We start from the raw sequence: 20515 nt of genomic DNA on the forward strand, positions 1-20515 counted from the left end.
CAATCCATACTGAACCGCAAGGGATTAGGCGAACACCCCGAAATCCTTGCCCGCCGCCGCATCCAGCATCCGGCGTTCGAGCGATTTTAGCCGCAATTGCCCGGTGATGCGGTCGCCGGTCAGGTCGGTGACGTAGAAGGTATCGACCGCCCGCTCGCCATAGGTGGCGACATGGGCAGAGTGCAGCGTCACCTTCGATTGGAACAGCGCCTGCGCCAGATGATGGAGCAGCGCCGGCCGATCGCGGGCGTTGACCTCGATCACGGTGAAGCGGTTCGATGCGGCATTGTCGATCAGCACGTTCGGCTCGATCGGGAAGGCTTCCGCGCGGACGCGCGACAGCGGCTTGGCGGCGAGCCGGTCGGTCAGCTTCATGCGATTCGCCAGCGCATCGGCGATCGCCGTCTTCAACCGTTGCAACTGCCCGGCTTCGTCGAACGGACCACCCAGCGGATTCTGGACGAGGAAATTGTCGAGCGCCATGCCGGTGCGCGTGGTGTGGATGCGCGCATCGATGATGTTGCCGCCCGCCGCATGGATCGCGCCGGCGATGCGATAGAACAGCCCGGGATGGTCGGCGGCATGGACGGTCACCAACGTCGCGCCGCGATCCTCGTCGACGCTGGTCTCGATCGTCAGCCGCGCATCGCCCGACTGATCGACCATCCGCGCATTGGCGGCGATCACGTCGTCAGGCTCGGCGATCCAGTAGGCAGGCGGCAGGTGCCGGACATAGGCCGCCAGCGTATCCTTGTCCCAGCCAAGCGTCTGCCGCAGCCGATCCTGCTTTTCGGCGATGCGTTCGTCGCGGCCGCGCTGCTTGTGGCCGAGGCGCAGCACTTCCTCGGCGGTTTCGAAGAGCGTGGTCAGCAACTGCCGTTTCCACCCGTTCCATGTGCCGGGACCGACCGCGCGGATATCGACGACGGTCAGCACCAGCAGCATGCGCAGCCGCTGCGGCGATTGCACGATGCCGGTGAAGTCGAGGATCGTCTTGAAATCGCTGAGGTCGCGCTTGAACGCGGTCGCCGACATCAACAGGTGGTAGCGGACCAGCCACGCCACCGTCTCGGTCTCCGCCGGGGTGAGGCCGAGGCGCGGACAGAGCCGTTCGGCGACTTCGGCACCGAGGATCGAATGATCGCCGCCGCGCCCCTTGGCAATGTCGTGGCACAGCACCGCGACGAACAGCGCGCGGCGCTGGACGATGCCGCCGAACAGCGCAGTGGCGAGCGGATGCTCCTCGCGACAGATGCCGCGCTCGACCTGCGACAACAGGCCGATCATGCGGATGGTGTGCTCGTCGACCGTATAATGATGGTACATGTCGAACTGCATCTGCGCGACGATGCGGCCGAAGTCGGGAATGAAGCGGCCGAACACGCCGCATTCGTTCATCCACCGCAGCACCAGTTCGGGATCGCGCGGGGAGGTCAGCACGTCGAGAAACAGCTGGTTGGCGCGCGGGTGCGAGCGGACCTGCGCCGCCATCCGCGCATCGCGCGACGCCGCGCGCATCGCCAGCGGGTGGATTTCAAGGCCGTGCAGGTCGGCGAGCGCGAATATCTCGATCAGCCGCACCGGGTCTTCGGCGAAGAAATCGTCCTTGGGCAGCGCCAGCCGGCCGCGGTCGAGCACGAAGCCGTTCAAGCGCCCCGGCCGACGCCGCAGCCGCGGAAAGCCGAAGCGGCTGCCGCGCGCGGCATAGGTTTCGTCGAGATGGCTGAGGAACATGCCGGTCAGGTCGCCGACCCGCTTCGCCTGCAGGAAATAATATTGCATGAAGCGTTCGACGCGCGATTTACCGACCCGGTCGCTATAGCGCATCCGCGTCGCGATCTCGGTCTGCACGTCGAAGGTCAGCCGTTCCTCGGCGCGGCCGGTGATGAGGTGGAGGTGACAACGCACCGCCCACAGGAAATCCTCGGCGCGGTTGAACTTGCGCAGTTCAGGCGCGCTGAGCAGCCCGACGCGGACCAGATCGGCGGCGCGGCGGACGTTATAAGCGTATTTGCCGATCCAGAAGAGGGCATGCAGATCGCGCAGCCCCCCCTTCCCTTCCTTTACGTTCGGCTCGACGACATAGCGGGTGTCGCCCAGCTTCTTGTGCCGCGCATCGCGCTCGGCGAGCTTTTCGGCGATGAAGGTGCGCGCGGTCCCTTCCTGCACCTCGTGCTTGAAGCGCTGCGCCGCCTCGCCATAGAGCGCGGTATCGCCCCAGACATAGCGCGCCTCGACCAGCGCGGTGCGGATGGTGACGTCGCCCTTCGCCTGCCGCACCATTTCGTCGAGCGAGCGCGACGAATGGCCGACCTTCAGCCCAAGATCCCATAGCGCATAGAGGATCGATTCGATGACCTGTTCGGACCAGGCGGTCTGCTTCCACGGGGTCAGCACGCCGATATCGACGTCCGAATGCGGCGCCATCTCCCCCCGGCCATAGCCGCCGACCGCGATCAGCGTCATCCGCTCGGCCGCGGTCGGATTGGGGTTCGGGTGGACGTGGTCGACGATGAAGCCGGTCAGCGCGACGAGGATCGCGTCGGTCAGATAGGCATAGGCCGCTGCCGTCTCCAGTCCATGGCTGGGACGGGCGCGCAGCCGGCGTTCGATCTCGGTCCGGCCGCGCGCCATCGCTTCGCGCAGCACCGCGGTCGCGGCGCGGCGCAACGCCGTACCGTCCTGATCACCGGTGGCGAGTGCCGCGAGCGAAGCCGCCAGCACCGCCGGCTCGACGATCGCCTCGGGATGGACGATCCGTTCGAACCGGGGCGGCGTGGCCAGGTCGGGCCGGACCGTCTCGTTCAGGCGCCGCCCTCCGGCGCCTTGGCCACGCCGACCAGCGCCGGCCGCAACAGCCGGTCGCGGATCATATAGCCGGTCTGGATCTCCTGCACGACGGTGCCGGGCGCGGCGTCGTTCGACGGTACTTCGAACATCGCCTGATGCTTGTTGGGGTCCAGCGTCTCACCGACCGATACCATCTTGGTGATGCCATGGCGGCCGAACACGCTTTCCAACTCGCGCCCGGTCGCTTCGAGGCCGGTGATGAGGCCCTTCAGCCGGTCGTCGCCGCGCAGATCCTCGGGGATCGCCGACAGCGCGCGCGACAGATTGTCGGCCACCGAGAGGATGTCGCGCGAGAAGGCGGTCGCGGCATAGGCGCGGGCGTCGGCCACCTCCTTTTCGGCGCGGCGGCGCACATTCTGCAGATCGGCGCGGGCATAGAGGGTTTCGGCCTGCGAATCGGCCAGCTTCGCTTCGAGTTCGGCAAGGCGATCCGCTTCGGCGACTTCGGGCGCGGCCTCGGCGGTGGCTTCGCGCAGGTCGTTCGTATCGTCGTTGGCGGGAGTGTCGTTCATTCGGGTCTCTTCTTGTCCTGTCAGCCGAGCAGCCGCGTGAGTGTCGCGGCAGTGAAATCCACCATGGGCACGACGCGCGCATAGTTCAACCGGACCGGCCCGATCACGCCGACCACGCCGACCACGCGCCCGTCCAGCGCGCGCACCGGCTTGGCGATGACCGACGATCCGGTCAATGCGAACAATTTGTTTTCGGAGCCAATAAAGATGCGCGCGGCGTCGCCGTCCTGCGCCGATTCGAGCAGCCGGGCGATCTCTTCCTTGCCCTCCAGTTCGTCGAGGAGCTGCCGTACGCGGTCGAGGTCGTGGGCGGCGGCGGGGTCGATCAGCCGCGCCTGGCCGCGCACGATCAGCACCGGACGCTGCCCGCCATCCTCGCTCCACATCGCCAGCCCCGCCTCGACCAGCGCGCGGGCGGTCGCGTCGAGTTCGGCACGCTCCCGCCCGATTTCGCGCAGGATGCGGGCGCGCGCTTCGGGCAGGGTCAGACCCGACAGCCGCGCCGTCAGGTAATTGCCCGCCTCGACCAGCGCGGCGACGCTGGTCCCCGCCGCGATATCGAGCACGCGATTCTCGACCGATCCGTCCGCCCCGACCAGCACCGCCAGCGCGCGGGTGCCCGACAGCGGCACGAACGACACCTGCCTCAGCACCGGTTCGCGCTTGGGCACCAGCACGACGCCCGCACTGGCCGACAGACCCGACAGCGCGGCGGCGGTGCCGGCCAGCGCCTCCTCGACCGGGCCGGCGGTATCCGCCTGTGCCTCGATCGTCGCGCGCTCCTGTGCCGATGGCTCCATCGCGTGCATCATGCCGTCGACGAACAGCCTGAGGCCGGTCTCGGTCGGCATCCGCCCCGCGCTGACATGCGGCGCGGCGAGCAGACCGGCCTCTTCCAGATCCTGCATCACGCCGCGGATCGAAGCGGGCGAGAGGTTGAGGCCCGAGAGTTGCGCGATGGTGCGCGAACCGACCGGCGCGCCGGTGGCGAGATAGCTGTCGACCACGATCCGGAACACGTCGCGGGCGCGGTCGGTCAGTTCATGGATCGGCGGGGTCATGCGTGGGAATGTAGGGTGACGGAGCGGTTTGCGGAACCCAAATCCTCCCCGCCCGCGCAGCGGTGGTGGAGGGGGTTCGCCACGCAACGCTGCCGTTCCGTATGCCGCGCTCCCCCTCCACCAGCTTCTCTGGTCCCCCTCCCCGTACCGGGGAGGAGTTCAGGGCGTTTCGATAAACTGACGGATCGGCAGCTCGTTCGGGGCCGAGCGCAGCGCTTCGTTCATCCGCTGATCGCGCATCCGGCAGCCATAATAGAAGGACAGATGCTGCACCGCGCCCGACAATTCGTTCCAGCGGACATCGACCGACGGCATGTCGGTCGGCGCATTGTCGCATCCCGGCTGGCCCGGCTGCACCAGCCGCTCGCCCTGCGGCCGGTAGGGCTGTAGTTTTGCGGCAAAGGCGCGATACTGCGCCGGCGTCGCCTTGAAATCGCGGGTGCCGACGACCTTGGTAAAGCGCCGCCCTTCGAACACGCCTGTGCCATCGGGCTGGATCGTTACCCGATACACCGGACAGGTGCCGAAACAGGGTGAGGTTTCATAGCTGATCGTCTCGCGCTCGATCGCGACCGGCGCGGTTTCGGTGGTCGTGTTGCCGACCGCCATCACGCAGCCGCCGAGTATCGGCAGCAAACCCAAGGCGATGATCTTCATGACGTCGCTCCCTGTCGCGGATCCGTCGCTTCGGACCCGTCATCATCGAGGTACCGCGCGGCGACTGGCGCGGCGATGAACGGACGGCTAGGACTTCGCGAAATTTCAGGAGATTCTCATGCGCCCATCCGGCCGCACCCCCGACGAAATGCGCCCCATCACGATCGAGACGAACTTCACCCGCCATGCCGAGGGTTCGTGCCTGATCGGCTTCGGCGATACCAAGGTGCTGGTGACCGCCTCGCTCGAAGAACGGCTGCCGCCATGGCTGCGTGGCAAGGGCGAAGGCTGGGTGACGGCCGAGTACGGCATGCTCCCCCGCGCCACCCATACCCGCGGCAGCCGTGAGGCGGCGAAGGGCAAGCAGTCGGGCCGGACGCAGGAAATCCAGCGGCTGATCGGCCGGTCGCTGCGCGCCGTGGTCGACCTGAAGGCGCTGGGCGAGCGGCAGATCACGCTCGATTGCGACGTGATCCAGGCCGATGGCGGTACCCGCACCGCGTCGATTTCGGGCGCATGGGTGGCGCTGCGCCTCGCGGTCGACGGGCTGATGCGTGAGGGCAAGCTGGAGGTCGATCCGATCAGCCGACAGGTCGCGGCGGTCAGCTGCGGCATTCACAACGGCACGCCGGTGCTCGACCTCGACTATATTGAGGATTCGGCGGCCGATGCCGACGCCAATTTCGTGCTGACCAGCGACAACAATATCGCCGAGGTACAGGCGACCGCCGAGGGTGCCTGCTATGACGAAGAGGCGCTGCTGCGCCTGCTGCGCCTCGCCCGCATCGGCTGCGGTCGCATCTTCGCCGAACAGCTTCGGGCGACCGGACGATGAGTGGCGAGGGACAAGACCGCCAAGCGATCCGCAAGCTCACGCCCGGCAAGCTGGTCATCGCCAGCCACAATCCCGGGAAGATCCGAGAGATCGCGGCGCTGCTCGGGCCCTATGGCGTCACCCCAATCTCGGCAGGCGAACTCGACCTGCCCGAGCCGGAGGAGACCGGCACGACCTTCGTCGCCAATGCCGAACTGAAGGCGTTGCAGGCGGCCGACCTGTCGGGCCTGCCGGCACTGGCCGATGATAGCGGGCTGTGCGTCGAGGCGCTGAATGGCGATCCGGGCATCTTCTCGGCGCGCTGGGCGGGGCCGTCCAAGGATTTCGACGCGGCGATGCGGCTGGTCGAGGAACGGATGCAGGCGACCGGCCCCGACCATAGCCGCGCGGCGCATTTCGTGTGCGCGCTGGCGCTGGCATGGCCCGACGGGCATGTGGAGTGGTTCGAGGGCCGCGTCGACGGGCAACTGGTATGGCCGCCGCGTGGGGACCATGGCTTCGGCTATGACCCGATGTTCGTCCAGGACGGGATGGACCAGAGCTATGGCGAGATCGATCCCGACCACAAGCATGCGATCAGCCACCGCGCCGATGCGTTCGCGCAACTGGTGAAGGCGGTGTTCTGAACCGCTTTATCACACGCAAAGCCGTTCGTGCTGATTAGGGGCTGAGCTTGTCGAAGACCCGTATCGAAGCATTCTTCCGAACGGTGCTTCGATACGCCATTTCGACAGGCTCAATGGCTACTCAGCACGAACGGTCTGGCATCGGGTCGGGCGTACCAAGCGGAACGCCCACCCGACCCTGCGCATTGGACGCCCCGAAAGGAATTCCGATGCCCGATGCGATCACCGAAACCCGCCACCGCGAGATCGCGGTCGAGCATCTCCTGTTCTGGACGATGCGCTATGTCGAGGAACAGCATCCCGGTTTGCTCGACTCGCTGGAAGCCAGCCTCGACAAGCTCGGCGATCCGAGCCAGGGCGGCGAGAAGGACGACCATGCCGTCCGCCACATCGCCGCCAAGATGATCGCCGGCGCGCGGGGGTAGGGTTAGCCATCGACCGGACGCGTTCGCCCCAGGCTCGCGTCCGCCGGAGCCGTACCCCCGCGCAGGCGGGGGTCCAGAGCCAAGTGCAGCAGCCGTTTGCGGATGTGACCCTAGATCCCCGCCTTCGCGGGGATATGGTAGAGCGAACTTTCGCAGAGGTCGCGCAGGGGTACGCGGCGGAGGTTCAAGCGCAACGCGATTTTGCCGCCCCCCTCTACCCCGTACCAACTCTCAAAACGCCCGCTGCCCCGCGACATTCCCCGTCGGCACGTACCGACACACGACATAGTCGTCGCGCGCATTGCTCGCCTCGGCACAGCCGAAGCGTTGCGTCGTGCGCCACATGATCTGGGTATAATGGGCGACGTCGCCGAACTTGCCGGTCCGCGACACGGCGGGCAGGAGGCCCGGCACATAGTCGCGCTTCTCCGCGACCCAGTGACCGACCATCTCGTCATAGCGGTAGGCCCCGCGCGTGCCGGTCCACAGATTCTCGCCCTGTTCGGGCACCCCGCGCGGTTGCGCCGAATGTTCGAAGCGGCCGGTCGTCGCCAGCGTATCGGCATAGGTCTTCGCATCGCGGGCCAGCGCCGGGTCCCAGGCGAGCGGCGGCAGTCCCGCCTCGCCGCGCGCGGCACGATGGCCGGCTTCCATCGCCTGTCGCAGCAACGCCGGGCCGCGCGGCGCCGGCCCTTCGAACGCGCGCGGTTCGACGATGCGTTCGGGACCGGCCTCGACGCCGGGCGAACAGGCGGTCAGCAGCAAAAGCGGCGCCAATATTTGTATCGATCGCATCGCGCCCATATGGGACGGCGATGGTGCCCGACCAACCTTCCCCCCTGGCGCTCTACGTCCACTGGCCGTTCTGCGTATCCAAATGCCCCTATTGCGACTTCAACAGCCATGTCCGCGACGCAGTCGATCAGGCGGCGTGGTTGCAGGCGCTGCTCGCCGATCTGGCGCATGAGGCGGCGGCACTGCCGGGGCGGCGGCTGGCGTCGATCTTCTTCGGCGGGGGCACCCCGTCGCTGATGCCGCCGGCGACCGTCGCAGCGATCATCGATGCCGCGTGCCGCGCATGGCCGCCGAGCGACGATATCGAAATCACGCTGGAGGCGAACCCGTCCTCGGTCGAGGCGGCACGCTTCGCCGACATCGCCGCCGCCGGGGTTAATCGCGTCTCGCTGGGCGTACAGGCGTTGCATGACGACGCGCTCGCCTTTCTCGAACGCGCGCACGGCGTGGACGAGGCATTGGCCGCGCTCGGCGTCGCCCAGCGCCATTTCGCGCGGGTCAGCTTCGACCTGATCTATGCCCGGCCCGGCCAGTCGCTCAGCGCATGGGAAGCCGAACTCGCCCGCGCATTGTCGTTCGGGACCGAGCATCTCTCGCTCTATCAACTGACCATCGAACCCGGCACGCGCTTCGCGACGCTGGCGGCGAAGGGCGCGCTGACCCTGCCTGACCCCGATCTCGCCGCCGACCTGTTCGAGGTGACGCAGGCGATGACCACCGCCGCCGGCCTGCCGCTGTACGAGGTGTCGAACCATGCCCGGCCGGGGGCGGAGAGCCGCCACAACCTGACCTATTGGCGCTATCGCGACTATGCCGGCATTGGCCCTGGCGCGCATGGCCGGCGTGAGGGACTGGCGACCGTTCGGCGCAAGAAGCCGGAGAACTGGATCGCGGCGGTGGAGCGCAACGGCCATGGTATCGAGCGCGAGGACGCGCTGACCCCCGACGAACGCGTGACCGAGGCGCTGGTCATGGGCTTGCGGATGCGCGAGGGCATCGACCTCGCCCGCGTTGCGGCGCTGGGCGAACGGCCAATCGATGCGGTGGTGCGGACCGATGCGGTGGCGCTGCTCGCACGGCAGGGGCTGGTGACACGCGACGGCGACCGGCTGGCGCTGACGCCTGCCGGCTTTCCGGTGCTCGACGCGGTGCTGCGCGAGATCGCGCTATAGGCTTGCCCCGCCCCCGGTGACTGCGCACAACCGCGCTACACCAGTGAAACGGGGTACCCATGCCGACCATCACCCGCCGCACCGCCATCACCGGCCTTGCCGCCGTTGCCGGATCGGCCACCCTGCCGGCCCAGCCGAGATCGACCGGCGTGCTGCGCATCGCCTCGACCTGGGACTTCGGCGCCGCCGCCAACGATGCCGCCGTCGCCCGCTTCAGAAGTGGCGGCAGCCTAATCGACGCGCTGGAGGCGGGGGCGAAGGTGCCCGAGGCCGACCTGACCAACCATTCGGTCGGCAAGGGCGGCTATCCCGATCGCGACCGGCGGGTGACGCTGGATGCGGTCATCATGGACGACAAGGGGCATGTCGGCGCGGTCGCGGCGATGGAGGATATCGCCCATCCGATCTCGGTCGCGCGCGCGGTGATGGAGCGCACGCCGCACACCTTCCTCGTCGGCGATGGGGCACGGCAGTTTGCCTTGGCAAACGGCTTTTCGGCGGAGAAACTGCTTACGCCGGAGGCCGAGGCCGAATGGCGCAAATGGCTGAAGACGTCGAAATATCAGCCGGTCGCCAATAGCGAGAATGCGCGGGCGCCGCTGGGCGGGCCGCTCGACCATGACACGATCGGCATGATCGCGCGCGCGCCCGACGGATCGCTCGCCGGAGCCTGCACGACGTCGGGTATGGCGTTCAAGCTGCACGGCCGGGTCGGCGATTCACCGCAGGTCGGCAGCGGGCTGTTCGTCGAGGCGGGCGTCGGTGCCGCCACCGCGACGGGGCTTGGCGAGGAGGTGACCCGCATCGCCGGCACCGCCCGCGTCGTATCGTCGCTGCGCGCCGGCCTGTCGCCGATGGCGGCGTGTCGCGAGGCGGTCGAACATATCGCGAAGCTGCGCGGGTCGGCGCTCAACGGGGTGCAGGTCGGCTTTCTCGCGATGGACCGGAACGGACAGGTCGGGGCTTTCGCGATCCTGCCGGGCTTCACCTATGCCGTCACCGGCGATGATGGCCACAGCACGGTGTTGCGATCGGCCAACCTGCGCAGCGCCTGAGCCGAAAAGCCCTGTCATCACGGGATGAAAGGGCTTTTGGCATGTCCGGGAGCAGAATCAGATCAGCACATGGACGACCGTCGGACTCGGTTGCGCCATGGTCCGAATTCCAGGCAGCATCGCCGGATCGATCGTTGCCGGCTCCCGCAGTTCGATCCGCATCCGGCCGGCCAGCGGTTCGGCGCGCAGGATCGCTCCAGCTCCGCCCAGCGCCTCGACCACGGCAGCGGGTAGGGTCGGCGCCGCGATCGTTTCCTGCGTTTCGGGCACCGCGACCGGCGCAGCGACCGGCCCGCCGCTCCCCGCCTCGCGTATCTCCTCCGCGACCTGATCGGCGATCGGGCCGACCACGACCTGTACCGCGCGCGCCGAGGGTCGCAGCACGCCCATCGCGCCCAGCGCCTTCAGCGCCGCTTCGTCGACCAGCGCCTGATCGGCGACGACCAGCCGCAGCCGGGTGGTGCAGGCGCCGATGCTGGCGAGATTGCCGCTGCCGCCGAGCGCCGCGAGGAATGCCCGTCCCCGCTCGCCGCCACCCGTCGCCGGGGCGCCGGTCAGTGACGGCGCGCTGGCGTCGCGGCCCGGCGTCTTGAGGTCAAAGCGCAAGATGAAGAAGCGGAACACCCCGTAATAAAGCGCGAAATACAGGGCACCGACCGGCACCAGCAGCAGCGGCTTCGTCGCCTTTCCATAGTTCAGCACATAGTCGAACAGCCCCGCCGAGAAGCCGAAGCCGAGCTTCACCCCCAGCCAGTCCATCAGCGCCATCGACAGCCCGGTCAGCACCGCATGAATCGCGTAAAGCACGGGGGCGAGGAACATGAACGAGAATTCGATCGGCTCGGTCACGCCGGTCAGGAAGCTGGTGAGCGCGAGGCTGAGCAACATGCCGCCCACCGCCTTGCGTCGGTCGGGCAATGCCGACCTGTACATGGCAAGGCATGCGGCGGGCAGGCCGAACATCATGACCGGGAAATAACCCGCCATGAACGCCCCCGCCGTCGGATCACCGGCGAAGAAGCGGCGCAGGTCGCCGGTAGTCCCCCCGAAATCGCCGAGCACGAACCAGGCGACGTTGTTTAGGATGTGGTGCAACCCGGTCACCAGCAGCAGCCGGTTGAGCAGGCCGAAGCCGAACAGGCCGAAGCTGCCCGATGCCACCAGTCCGCGGCTGAGCAGGTCGAGTGCGGTGGTGATGCCGCCAAAGCTCAGGCCCACCACGACCGCAAGGGCGATGCCGGCCACGCCGCTGACGATCGGCACGAAGCGCCGTCCGCCGAAGAAGGCAAGATATTCCGGCACCTTGATCGTCGCATAGCGGTTATAGGCATGGCCGCCGATCAGCCCGGCGACGATGCCGATCGGCACGTCGAGCTTCGCGAACGCCTTCGCCTTCCACGCCGCCGACAGGGTCGCCGCAACGTCCGGAGCAAAGCCTTGCGTCACCTCGCCCGGGACGGTCAGGAACACCGGCCCGCCATTCTTGACGACCAGATAGCAGACGACGCCCGCAAGACACGCCGCGCCATTGCCGTCGCGGGCGATGCCGCAGGCGACGCCGATCGCGAAGAGCAGGCCGAGATTGTTGAACAGCGCATCGCCCGCTGCCGCCAGCAGGCCGATGTCGAGCAGGTCGGGCTGGCCCAGCCGCAGCAACAACCCCGCCACCGGCAGGACCGCAATCGGCAGCATGAGCGCACGGCCGATCGGCTGCAGCGTTTCGACGATCGACTTCATGCACCCAACTCCTGAAGAAAGTCGCGAACCATGGTGCGCACCTCGGCGGGCGATGCCGCCGCAAGTGCGCGCACCGCCAGCAGCCGGCAGCGATGGGTATCGAGTCGCCGGACCAGCGCCTTCAATTCGGGCACGAAGCGCGGCGACGCCGACAATTCGGTGATGCCCAGCCCGACCAGCAGCGGGATCGCCAACCGGTCCGACGCGAGGCCACCGCACACCCCGACCCAGCGACGATGCCGTCCGGCCCCCTCGGTCGTATGCGCGATCAGTTGCAGCACTGCCGGGTGCAGCCCGTCGATACCGGGTGCCACCGCCGGATTGCCGCGATCCATCGCCAGCGCATATTGGGTCAGGTCGTTGGTGCCGATCGACAGGAAATCGGCATGCGCCGCCAGCGTCGCGGCCGTGACCGCGGCGGCGGGGGTTTCGACCATGATGCCGATCTCGACGCGGTCGGTAATGCCGAGGTCGGCGCGCAACCGGTCGACGACCGCGCGGACGGCGGCAATCTCGGCGACGCTCGCCACCATCGGGATCATGATCCGGCATTGCCCGACCGGCCGTACCGACAGGATACCGCGCAACTGCGTTTCGAGAATGTCGGGCATGGCCAGCGCGACGCGAATGCCGCGCAGCCCCAGCGCCGGATTTTCCTCGGGCGCGATCGGCAGATAGGGGGCGGGCTTGTCGCCGCCGATATCGAGCAGCCGCACGATCAGCGGCCGCCCGTCGAGTTCGGCCGCGATCGCACCGTACAGCGCGGCCTGTTCGGCGGCATCGGGTGCGCTGTCGCGGTCGAGGAACAGAAATTCGGTGCGCAGCAGCCCCGACCCCTCGGCGCCATTGGCCATCGCCGCCTTCGCATCCTCGATCGAGCCGAGATTGGCGAACGCCTCGATCCGCACGCCGTCGAGCGTGACGCAGGCTTCGCCGGCACGGGCGAGTGCGGCATCGCGGTCGGCAATGCGGCGATCGGCATGGGCGCGGGCTTCGGCGAGCGTCGCCGCATCGGGATCGACGTGCAGCACGCCGCCATCGGCGTCGAGGATTAGCGTCGCGCCATCCGTCACGTCGTTCAGCGGCGCGCCGATCGCGACCAGTGCCGGCAGGCCCATCGTCGCCGCAAGGATCGCGACGTGCGAGGTCGGTCCGCCACGCTCGACGGCAAGGCCGATGACACTGGCCGGATCGATCGCCATCACCTGCGACGGCAGCAGATCGTCGGCGAGCAGGATGGTCCCGGCAGGGAAGGTCACCGCCTCCGCCACCGTGCCGGTCAGTTCGCCCAGCACCTGCCGTTCGAGGTCGAGCAGATCGTCGGCGCGCTCGGCCAGCCGCGCGTCGCCAAGGCCCCGCAGCGTCGCCGCCTGCGCCCGCGTCGCCGCGCGCCACGCATGGCCGGCATCGCGGCCATCGGCGATGGCGATATTCGCGGCGTCGCGCAGATCGGGGTCGTCGAGGAACGCGATATGCGCGGCACGGATCGCCGCCCCTTCACCGGTCGTCGCCGCCAGCTTCTCGCGCACCGCCGACAGTGCCGAATCGAGCCGGGCGGTCTCGATCGCGGCGCCCTGCCCGTCGACCGGCACCTCGATCTCGGCAACGCGCAGCCAGCGGGCGATGCCGATCGTATAGCCCGGCGCCGCCAGCGTGCCGGCCAGCTGCCCCTCGGGCAGTGCGACGGCGGGCTGCGGCGGCGGCGCGACCACCGGTTCGGCCGCCGCGCGTTCGGCGCGCTCGCCCATCCCGCCCTCGATCAGCGTCGCCAGCGCGGCGACCGCTTCGGCGGCGTCGGGGCCGCTGGCGATCACGTCGATCGTGTCGCCGAACCGCACGCCCAGCCCGAGCAGACCGACCGCGCCGGTGGCACGGGCCTCGCTGCCGTCCTTGGCCAGCCAGCTGGTGGCAAGAAAGCCGCGTGCAACCTCGCCGATCTTCGCCGCCGGGCGTGCGTGCAAGCCGTGCGCCATGGGCACCTGCACCTGCCGCACGATGCGCTCGCCCTCCTCCATCGTCGTCGCTGGCGTGTTTGCGGCGACCGGCTCGACCGTCAGCAGCAGCTGCCCGATACCGACCACCCGGTCGGTCTCGCGCCGGACGATGCGATACGCATCGGCATTGGTGACGATCAGCGGCGTCATCAGCGACGGCGCGCCTTGCACCAGTGCGTCGAGGTCGAAATCGATCAGCGGCTGGCCGCGCTCGACCCGGTCGCCGACCGCAACCCGCGCGGAGAAATCCTTGCCGCCCAATTGCACCGTGTCGATGCCGATATGCATCAACAGCTCGACCCCGCCCTCGCCGCGCAGGGTGATGGCATGGCCGCCGGCATGCAGCGTCAGCACCTCGCCGTCACAGGGGGCGTGCAGCGTACCGCCGGTCGGGTCGATCGCCACCCCGTCTCCCAGCATCCGCCCGGCGAACACCGCGTCGGGCACGTCGTCGAGCGCGCTAGCCCAGCCTTGCAACGGTGCGGTGAGCAGGATGGCGGTCATGATCGGCCCCTTCGTGCGCACGTCCGCCCCCCGGCGACCCGCGCGGATGCTGTTGTTCGTCCCGGCGAACCGGGGTCAGACGATGCGGTTGCCCGCGATCCACGTGCCGCGCACCGTCAGGTCGCGGCCCAGCCAGACGAAATCGGCGCTATGGCCGATATCGAGCGTGCCGATCCGGTGCGACAGGCGCAGGAACGCGGCCGGATGGGTCGATGCCATCGCCACCGCATCCTCGAACGCGACCCCCAGTTCGACCGTGTTGGCCACCGCCGTCGCCATGTCGAGATCACAGCCGGCGAGCGTACCATTGGCATCGACGCACACGCCGTTCTCGACATGGATCGGCTGGCCGTTGAGCACGAAGGTCTTGCTCTCGGCGCCCACGGTCGGCATCGCGTCGGTCACCAGCATGAACCGGTCGAGCGGCCGCGCCGCCAGTGCCACGCGGATCGCCGCCGGATGCAGGTGCGCGCCGTCGACGATCAGCCCGGCATAGACCGACTGGTCCTCCAGCACCGCGCCGACCACGCCGGGATCGCGATGCTTGAGCGGCGACATGGCGTTGTACAGATGGGTCACGCCCCGCGCGCCCGCGTCGATCGCCGCGCGCGCCTGTTCATAGGTCGCGTCGCTATGGCCGATGCTGACGATCACGCCCGCCGCCACCAGCCGCGCGATCGCGTCGGTATCGTTGCGTTCGGGGGCCAGCGTCACCATCACCACGCCCTTGCGCGGGCGGGTCAGCAGCTCGATCGCCGCATCGTCCAGCGCGCGGAAATGGTTCGCGTCGTGAATGCCCTTGCGCGCCGGATTCAGGAACGGCCCCTCGACATGGATGCCGACCACGCCCGGCACGCCCGCTTCGATCGCGGCATCGACCGCGTCGAGCCCGGCGGCGACCACGTCCAGCCGATCGCTGATGAGCGTCGGCAGAAAGGCGGTGGTGCCATAGGTCGCGTGCGCCGCGCCGATCGCGCGGATGCCCTCGACGGTCGGATGGTCGTTGAACAACACCCCGCCGCCGCCATTGACCTGCGTATCGACGAAGCCGGGGACCAGCCAGCCGCCGTCGAGGTCGATCGTCTCGGCATCGCCCTCGGCATGGAAGCCGGTGATGACGCCGCCCTCGACCTCGAACGCGCAGCTGTCGTGCTGGCACTGATCGGCGAGCACGCGCCCGCCGCGGAAGACGAAGCTGCTCATCGCGTTTCGGTGACCTTGCGCAGATGCGGCGGCTGATCGGGGTTCAGCCCCCGGCGCAGCGACACCGTGTTGACCATGCGGTAGAAGCTCTGGATCATCAGGATCGGTTCGATCGCGGCATGGCTGCGGATCGTCGGCGGGTGGCTGTCGTCGTCGGACGCATCGGCCAGATGCACCGCCGCGCCGCGCGACGCGAACTCGGCTGCCGCTGCGCGAACGTCGTCGCCGGCATCGTCCGACGTCGCGAACCCCAGCAGCGGAAAGCCGTCGTTGATGATCGCCATCGGCCCGTGGCGGACCTCGGCGCTGCTGAACGCCTCGGCATGCAGCGCCGAGGTTTCCTTCATCTTGAGCGCCGCTTCCTGCGCCACGCCGAAGCTGTAGCCGCGCCCGATCACGAACAGGTTGCGCGCCTGCACCAGCGTGTCAGCCACCGCCGTCCAGTCGAGCGCGAACGCCTTCTCCAGCTGCTGCGGCAGCGTGTCGAGCGCCGCCAGCAACGCCGCATCCTCGCTCCAATGCGCGGCGATCGCGGCAAGGCCGGTCAGCGAGGCGATGAACGACTTGGTCGCCGCGACCGAGGTTTCCGGCCCTGCCGACAGCGGCAGCACGGTGTCGGCCAGACCCGCCAGCGGCGAATCCTCGACATTGACCAGCGCAACCACGCGCGCGCCGGCCGCCTTGTAGCTTTCGACGGTGCGCAACAGATCGGGGCTGCGGCCCGATTGCGACACCGCGATCACCAGCGCGTTCATCCGCTCCATCCGCGTCGCATAAACCGACGCGACCGACGGCGCGGCGCTGGCGACCGGCACGCCGCACAGCGTCTCGACCAGATATTTGCCATAGGTCGCGGCATGGTCCGACGACCCGCGCGCACAGGTAACGACCAGCGCCGGCGGATCGGCACGCAGCGATGCGCCCAGTTCGGCCAGCGCCTGCGCGTTGCGCGACAGGAAGCGGGCGACCGACGCGCCGCCCTCCCCGGCTTCGCGGTGCATGGCGGTATGCTCGGCAACGACCGGCTTCGGCCCGGCTTCGACGGTGGACGTCATGAACCCCCTCTTGGTGCCGGCCCCCGCCGGATCAGCTTGCGTTGAGTTCGGCGACCACGTCGTACGCGTCGCCACGGTAATAGGATTGGGTGAATTCGACGGTGTCGCCATCGGCCAGGAAGCCGCGGCGTTCGATGAACAGCCCGGCATGGCCGGTCTCGACGCCCAGCCGCTTCGCCTGTTCGGCCGGAAACGCCATCGCGCGCAGCCGCTGCAACGCGCGCACCGGCCGCGATCCCGCCGCCTCCAGCGCGGCATAGAGCGAGTCCCCGACGGCATCGACGCTCGGCAGGCAATTGCCGGCGATGGTCGCATATTCGACCGCCATCGGCACATCGTCGGCATAGCGCATCCGCTGGAACCGATAGACCGGCGCACCGGGCGACAGTCCCAGCGACATCGATTCCTCGGGCGTCACCAGCCCGGTCGATTTCGACACCCATGCGCTGCTCGGCACCCGGCCGCGCGCGACCATGTCCTCCGAAAAGGACGACAATTTCGAAAAACTCTTGTCGACCCGCGCTGCGACGAAGGTGCCCGCGCCGCGACGACGTACGACCAGCCCTTCCTTGGCCAGCCCCTCGATCGCCTTGCGCACGGTGATGCGCGACACGTCATATTCGATCGCCAGCTCGCGCTCGGGCGGGATCGCATCGTCCTGCTGCAGGACCTTCCGCTCGATCGCGGTACGTACCAGTTGCTGCAACTGGACATAGAGCGGTGCGTGCGCGTCGTCGCGCAACCGACCGATCCGTTCTGAAAACCCCATGACAACGCCCTTCGAACCTCTCGAACGGTCAACGTAAAGGGCGATGGGAACGATCACAATCGCTGTGATAGGTATGTTTTTGGTACTACGCAACCCTGTTTAATTCGCTCGAAATGCGGTCCGGAATGCCCCTCACTTCTATATACCAAGATATTGGCATCATCGTCGGCTTGGTTCGAACAGGACATCAAGGGGAGGAACGCGTTAACCAAACCCACCTGTCTGTTGAAATTATGTTGCGTAAACGTGCGCTGAGGGCAGCGCTTTCAGCAATTCTCGGATGCGCTGAGGATAGGTTTTCTCACCAGTACATCTCCTTTTCATTTTTATGTAGATTTTATGATTGGAATTGGTCACATTGCATTCGACCAAAACGAGCTTGCATGGTGCCAATATAGTACCAGAGCACGACGCATGTCGTCTTTGCCCGTCGCGGCCAATCGGGGAGGGCGCACATCGCGCCCGATTAGAAGGGGTAGGGGACCATGGCTTTTTCGCGTTTCGCATATCTAGCCTCCACCGCGCTGGTCGCAGTGGCGACACCGGCGCTGGCACAGGAAGCGCCCGCACCGGCCGGCACGACGGCTGAAGACGACACCATCACCATCACCGGCATCCGCCGGTCGATCGCCGACTCGATCCAGACCAAGCGCGAAGCGGGTTCGATCGTCGACGTCATCTCGGCCGAGGACGTCGGCAAGTTCCCCGACGCGAACGTCGCCGATTCGCTGGCGCGCCTGCCGGGCGTGACCGTCGATCGCCAGTTCGGCGAAGGCGAGCAGCTCTCGATCGCGGGCGTTGAGCCGGCGCTCAACCGCCTGACCGTCGATGGCCACTCGGTCGCCTCGGCCGACTGGGGCGGCAACCCGTCCGACCGTTCGAGCCGCACCTTCAACTATTCGCTGCTGTCGCCGACGATCATCAGCCAGGCGGTCGTCTACAAGACCCCGGAAGCACGTCTGCAGGAAGGCGCGATCGGCGCCAGCGTCGACGTCGTCACCCGCAAGCCGCTCGACCTGAAGTCGGGCACGATCGCCGCGACCGCCGGCGGCGAATATAACGACCGGGCGAAGCGCGGCAGCTTCCGTGGCTCGGCGCTGTACAGCTGGCACAATGCGGACGACACGATCGGCTTCCTCGGTTCGGTCAGCTATGACAAGGAACAGCTGAGCCGCGCCGGTTCGGCGGTCTATTGGTATCGTACCGGCGACGCGCTGCTCGCCAACGCGCCGACCACCGCGACGATCAACGGCAAGAACATCACCCAGCTGACCGCCGCCGAACGCGCCAGCTTCAGCAGCGCGCGCTTCGCCTCGTTCCTCGCCCGCGAATTCTTCAAGCAGGAGCGTGAGCGCATCGGTTTCTCGGGTGCGGTGCAGGCGCGTCCGACCGACAACCTGACCGTGACCGCCACCGGTCTGTTCATCCGCGGCAATTACGACAACGTGTCGAACTCGGCCTACACCTACGGCTATGAAGGTTCGCGCCTGATCTCGGCGGAATCGTCGAACGGCCTCGTGACCTCGGCGACCTTCTCGGGCATTCCGACCGGCCAGACCGGCTCGACCGGCCAGCTCGACACCAATTATCGCCGTACCCGCCTGAAGAACGACTCGGTCACGCTGCTGGTCGACTGGAAGCCGGGCGACTGGACGATCACCGGCAATGTCGGCGGCACCAAGGCCACCGGCGGTAAGGACCCGGAATATCTGCTCGACTTCCGTACGCAGCAGGGCTTCACTTCGGGCGCCGATGGTCAGAACACCGTCGTCAACTGGGCCAAGTCGGCCAGCGACCCGACGATGTGGATCAGCAACTTCACCGCGAACGGCGGCGAAAATCTCGGCGCGCAGGACCGTGCCCGCAACGGTGGCGTGAACTTCTTCGGTCGCCAGATCGGCGGCATTCCGCTCCAGTCGGGCTTCACGATGGACCAGGAAAAGTTCGCCGAAGTGAACTTCAAGCACCCGGTCGCTTTCGGGCCGGTGACCGAAATCCTGTTCGGCGGCCGCTATGTCGATCACGACAACAAGCAGACGACCTACAGCAACGCGGTGTTCACCAACCAGAACTTCACGCTGGCTGACCTGCCCTACTACGTCCTGCCGGGCAGCCTGTATAACGGCCTCGGCGTGTCGGGGAACGGCACCCCCTATGCCACGCTCGACAAGGACGGCATCATCGCCGCGCTTGCGAAGTACGGCAACCAGCAGATCGATCGCGGCTTCTCGTACAACGAATTCTTCGGCGTGAACGAAAAGATCGCGGCCGCCTATGCCCAGGCGAATTTCGAAACCGGCAGGATCAAGGGCAATGTCGGCGTCCGCTTCGCCCACACCAGCGACGAAGCGAAGTTCTACACCGCCAGCAACCGTTCGGGGCAGCTGTTCCCGGTCTACACCTACACCCCGGTGAAGAACGACTATAACCGCCTGCTGCCGTCGGCCAACGTCAGCTACCAGGCGGGCGAGGACGTCGTGCTGCGCGCGTCGGCCGCGAAGGTGCTGGCCCGCCAGCGCTACAGCGACCTCGCCGGTTCGCTGTCGCTCGACGACAACCAGCTGAGCGGCAGCGGCGGCAACCCGGCGCTCAAGCCGTACGAAGCCACCAACTACGGCCTGTCGGCGGAATGGTATTTCGCTCCGGCCAGCTTCCTCGCGGCCGAGTTCTTCTACCGCGACATTTCGAACTACACCGTCAACCAGGTGAACAACGAGACGCAGTTCAACGTCCTGCTCGCCCGCGATGCGACCTATGCCGTATCGCGGCCGGTCAATGGTGGTACCGCGCAGGTCACCGGCTTCTCGCTGTCGGGCAACACCAACCTGATCTGGGGCTTCGGCTTCCAGGGCAGCTACACCTTCGCCGATGCCGAAGCGTCGCTGGCGACCGGCCTGCCCTATCTGTCGCGTCACACGCTCCAGCTCTCGCCCTATTACGAGAATGGTCCGTTCCAGGCGCGGGTCAGCTACAACCGTCGTTCGAAGTATTTCTACCGCTTCGGCCGTCAGTCGTCGCAGGATTACACCGACGCCTATCGCCAGCTCGACGCGCAGATCAGCTATCAGCTGACCGAAGGCGTTTCGATCACGGCACAGGCTTCGAACCTGCTCGACGAAACCTATTACCAGTATAGCAGCACGCCGAACGCGCCGACCTCGGTGTACAAGAACGGCCGTGTCTTCTCGCTCAACGCCACCTTCCGCATGTAAGGGGGCCGGCGATACGGGGGGTGCGGCCCGCGCTCCCCGCTTCGTCACAGGCC

The 20515-nt window shown here is 67.6% G+C and carries 16 protein-coding genes; 6 read left to right on the forward strand and 10 right to left on the reverse strand.

From position 1 onward, the window contains the following. Positions 1-24: 24 nt before the first annotated feature. The 4 genes from AAIO73_RS07155 to AAIO73_RS07170 form a co-directional block, all read right to left on the reverse strand. On the reverse strand, positions 25-2724 hold the full coding sequence (locus AAIO73_RS07155; RefSeq protein ID WP_526023776.1) for a [protein-PII] uridylyltransferase: 2700 nt from the start codon (positions 2722-2724) through the stop codon (positions 25-27). Between the two features lie 80 nt (positions 2725-2804). Further along, positions 2805-3362, reverse strand: coding sequence for a nucleotide exchange factor GrpE (locus tag AAIO73_RS07160; protein WP_242119816.1), 558 nt, complete (start codon positions 3360-3362; stop codon positions 2805-2807). Between the two features lie 20 nt (positions 3363-3382). Continuing rightward, positions 3383-4423: a heat-inducible transcriptional repressor HrcA gene (hrcA, locus tag AAIO73_RS07165; RefSeq protein ID WP_345877050.1), complete on the reverse strand. Its 1041-nt coding sequence runs from the start codon at positions 4421-4423 to the stop codon at positions 3383-3385. A 159-nt stretch (positions 4424-4582) separates the two neighbouring features. Continuing rightward, positions 4583-5080 (reverse strand): DUF6438 domain-containing protein, encoded by a 498-nt coding sequence (locus AAIO73_RS07170; RefSeq protein ID WP_345877051.1) that lies wholly within the window; start codon positions 5078-5080, stop codon positions 4583-4585. A gap of 118 nt (positions 5081-5198) precedes the next feature. On the opposite strand from AAIO73_RS07170, the gene rph reads away from it, so the two are divergent. The 3 genes from rph to AAIO73_RS07185 all read left to right on the forward strand — a co-directional run bounded on the left by rph (position 5199) and on the right by AAIO73_RS07185 (position 6966). Further along, a complete protein-coding gene (gene rph / locus AAIO73_RS07175) occupies positions 5199-5915 on the forward strand; it encodes a ribonuclease PH (protein WP_055791268.1) in 717 nt (238 codons plus the stop codon). Next, entirely contained in the window at positions 5912-6541 is a 630-nt protein-coding gene (gene rdgB / locus AAIO73_RS07180) for an RdgB/HAM1 family non-canonical purine NTP pyrophosphatase (RefSeq protein ID WP_345877052.1), read from the forward strand. Before rph ends, rdgB begins: the two co-directional genes overlap by 4 nt. 209 nt (positions 6542-6750) lie before the next feature. Beyond that, the gene (locus tag AAIO73_RS07185; protein ID WP_242119826.1) at positions 6751-6966 is read left to right on the forward strand and encodes a hypothetical protein; all 216 of its coding nucleotides are present in this window, start codon (positions 6751-6753) and stop codon (positions 6964-6966) included. Between the two features lie 231 nt (positions 6967-7197). Here AAIO73_RS07185 and AAIO73_RS07190 read toward each other — a convergent pair whose 3' ends face one another. Then, entirely contained in the window at positions 7198-7761 is a 564-nt protein-coding gene (locus AAIO73_RS07190; protein WP_345877053.1) for a CAP domain-containing protein, read from the reverse strand. Between the two features lie 20 nt (positions 7762-7781). On the opposite strand from AAIO73_RS07190, the gene hemW reads away from it, so the two are divergent. Beyond that, a complete protein-coding gene (hemW, locus tag AAIO73_RS07195; protein WP_345877054.1) occupies positions 7782-8933 on the forward strand; it encodes a radical SAM family heme chaperone HemW in 1152 nt (383 codons plus the stop codon). A gap of 59 nt (positions 8934-8992) precedes the next feature. Then, the gene (locus tag AAIO73_RS07200; RefSeq protein WP_345877055.1) at positions 8993-9988 is read left to right on the forward strand and encodes a glycosylasparaginase; all 996 of its coding nucleotides are present in this window, start codon (positions 8993-8995) and stop codon (positions 9986-9988) included. A gap of 57 nt (positions 9989-10045) precedes the next feature. Here AAIO73_RS07200 and nagE read toward each other — a convergent pair whose 3' ends face one another. The 5 genes from nagE to AAIO73_RS07225 form a co-directional block, all read right to left on the reverse strand. Then, positions 10046-11725: an N-acetylglucosamine-specific PTS transporter subunit IIBC gene (gene nagE, locus AAIO73_RS07205; RefSeq protein WP_345877056.1), complete on the reverse strand. Its 1680-nt coding sequence runs from the start codon at positions 11723-11725 to the stop codon at positions 10046-10048. After that, a complete protein-coding gene (ptsP, locus tag AAIO73_RS07210) occupies positions 11722-14223 on the reverse strand; it encodes a phosphoenolpyruvate--protein phosphotransferase (RefSeq protein ID WP_345877057.1) in 2502 nt (833 codons plus the stop codon). Before ptsP ends, nagE begins: the two co-directional genes overlap by 4 nt. A 75-nt stretch (positions 14224-14298) precedes the next feature. After that, positions 14299-15426, reverse strand: coding sequence for an N-acetylglucosamine-6-phosphate deacetylase (nagA, locus tag AAIO73_RS07215; RefSeq protein ID WP_345877058.1), 1128 nt, complete (start codon positions 15424-15426; stop codon positions 14299-14301). After that, positions 15423-16481, reverse strand: coding sequence for an SIS domain-containing protein (locus tag AAIO73_RS07220; protein ID WP_526023777.1), 1059 nt, complete (start codon positions 16479-16481; stop codon positions 15423-15425). The genes nagA and AAIO73_RS07220 overlap by 4 nt, the downstream gene beginning before the upstream one ends. 31 nt (positions 16482-16512) lie before the next feature. Beyond that, the gene (locus tag AAIO73_RS07225) at positions 16513-17250 is read right to left on the reverse strand and encodes a GntR family transcriptional regulator (protein ID WP_242119842.1); all 738 of its coding nucleotides are present in this window, start codon (positions 17248-17250) and stop codon (positions 16513-16515) included. Positions 17251-17735: 485 nt separating this feature from the next. Here AAIO73_RS07225 and AAIO73_RS07230 point away from each other — a divergent pair, with 485 nt between their 5' ends. Further along, positions 17736-20462 (forward strand): TonB-dependent receptor, encoded by a 2727-nt coding sequence (locus tag AAIO73_RS07230; RefSeq protein WP_345877059.1) that lies wholly within the window; start codon positions 17736-17738, stop codon positions 20460-20462. Positions 20463-20515: the final 53 nt, after the last annotated feature.

This window comes from Sphingomonas epibiotica (genome assembly GCF_039615155.1).
GTDB lineage: Bacteria > Pseudomonadota > Alphaproteobacteria > Sphingomonadales > Sphingomonadaceae > Sphingomonas.

Coding starts and splice junctions, on each gene's coding strand:
- rdgB (WP_345877052.1), top strand. CDS start 5,912: ATGAGTGGCGAGGGACAAGACCGCCAAGCGATCCGCAAGCTCACGCCC.
- AAIO73_RS07170 (WP_345877051.1), bottom strand. CDS start 5,080: ATGAAGATCATCGCCTTGGGTTTGCTGCCGATACTCGGCGGCTGCGTG.
- hrcA (WP_345877050.1), bottom strand. CDS start 4,423: ATGACCCCGCCGATCCATGAACTGACCGACCGCGCCCGCGACGTGTTC.
- AAIO73_RS07185 (WP_242119826.1), top strand. CDS start 6,751: ATGCCCGATGCGATCACCGAAACCCGCCACCGCGAGATCGCGGTCGAG.
- AAIO73_RS07225 (WP_242119842.1), bottom strand. CDS start 17,250: ATGGGGTTTTCAGAACGGATCGGTCGGTTGCGCGACGACGCGCACGCA.
- AAIO73_RS07200 (WP_345877055.1), top strand. CDS start 8,993: ATGCCGACCATCACCCGCCGCACCGCCATCACCGGCCTTGCCGCCGTT.
- AAIO73_RS07190 (WP_345877053.1), bottom strand. CDS start 7,761: ATGCGATCGATACAAATATTGGCGCCGCTTTTGCTGCTGACCGCCTGT.
- AAIO73_RS07230 (WP_345877059.1), top strand. CDS start 17,736: ATGGCTTTTTCGCGTTTCGCATATCTAGCCTCCACCGCGCTGGTCGCA.
- rph (WP_055791268.1), top strand. CDS start 5,199: ATGCGCCCATCCGGCCGCACCCCCGACGAAATGCGCCCCATCACGATC.
- hemW (WP_345877054.1), top strand. CDS start 7,782: ATGGTGCCCGACCAACCTTCCCCCCTGGCGCTCTACGTCCACTGGCCG.
- AAIO73_RS07220 (WP_526023777.1), bottom strand. CDS start 16,481: ATGACGTCCACCGTCGAAGCCGGGCCGAAGCCGGTCGTTGCCGAGCAT.
- nagA (WP_345877058.1), bottom strand. CDS start 15,426: ATGAGCAGCTTCGTCTTCCGCGGCGGGCGCGTGCTCGCCGATCAGTGC.
- ptsP (WP_345877057.1), bottom strand. CDS start 14,223: ATGACCGCCATCCTGCTCACCGCACCGTTGCAAGGCTGGGCTAGCGCG.
- AAIO73_RS07160 (WP_242119816.1), bottom strand. CDS start 3,362: ATGAACGACACTCCCGCCAACGACGATACGAACGACCTGCGCGAAGCC.
- nagE (WP_345877056.1), bottom strand. CDS start 11,725: ATGAAGTCGATCGTCGAAACGCTGCAGCCGATCGGCCGTGCGCTCATG.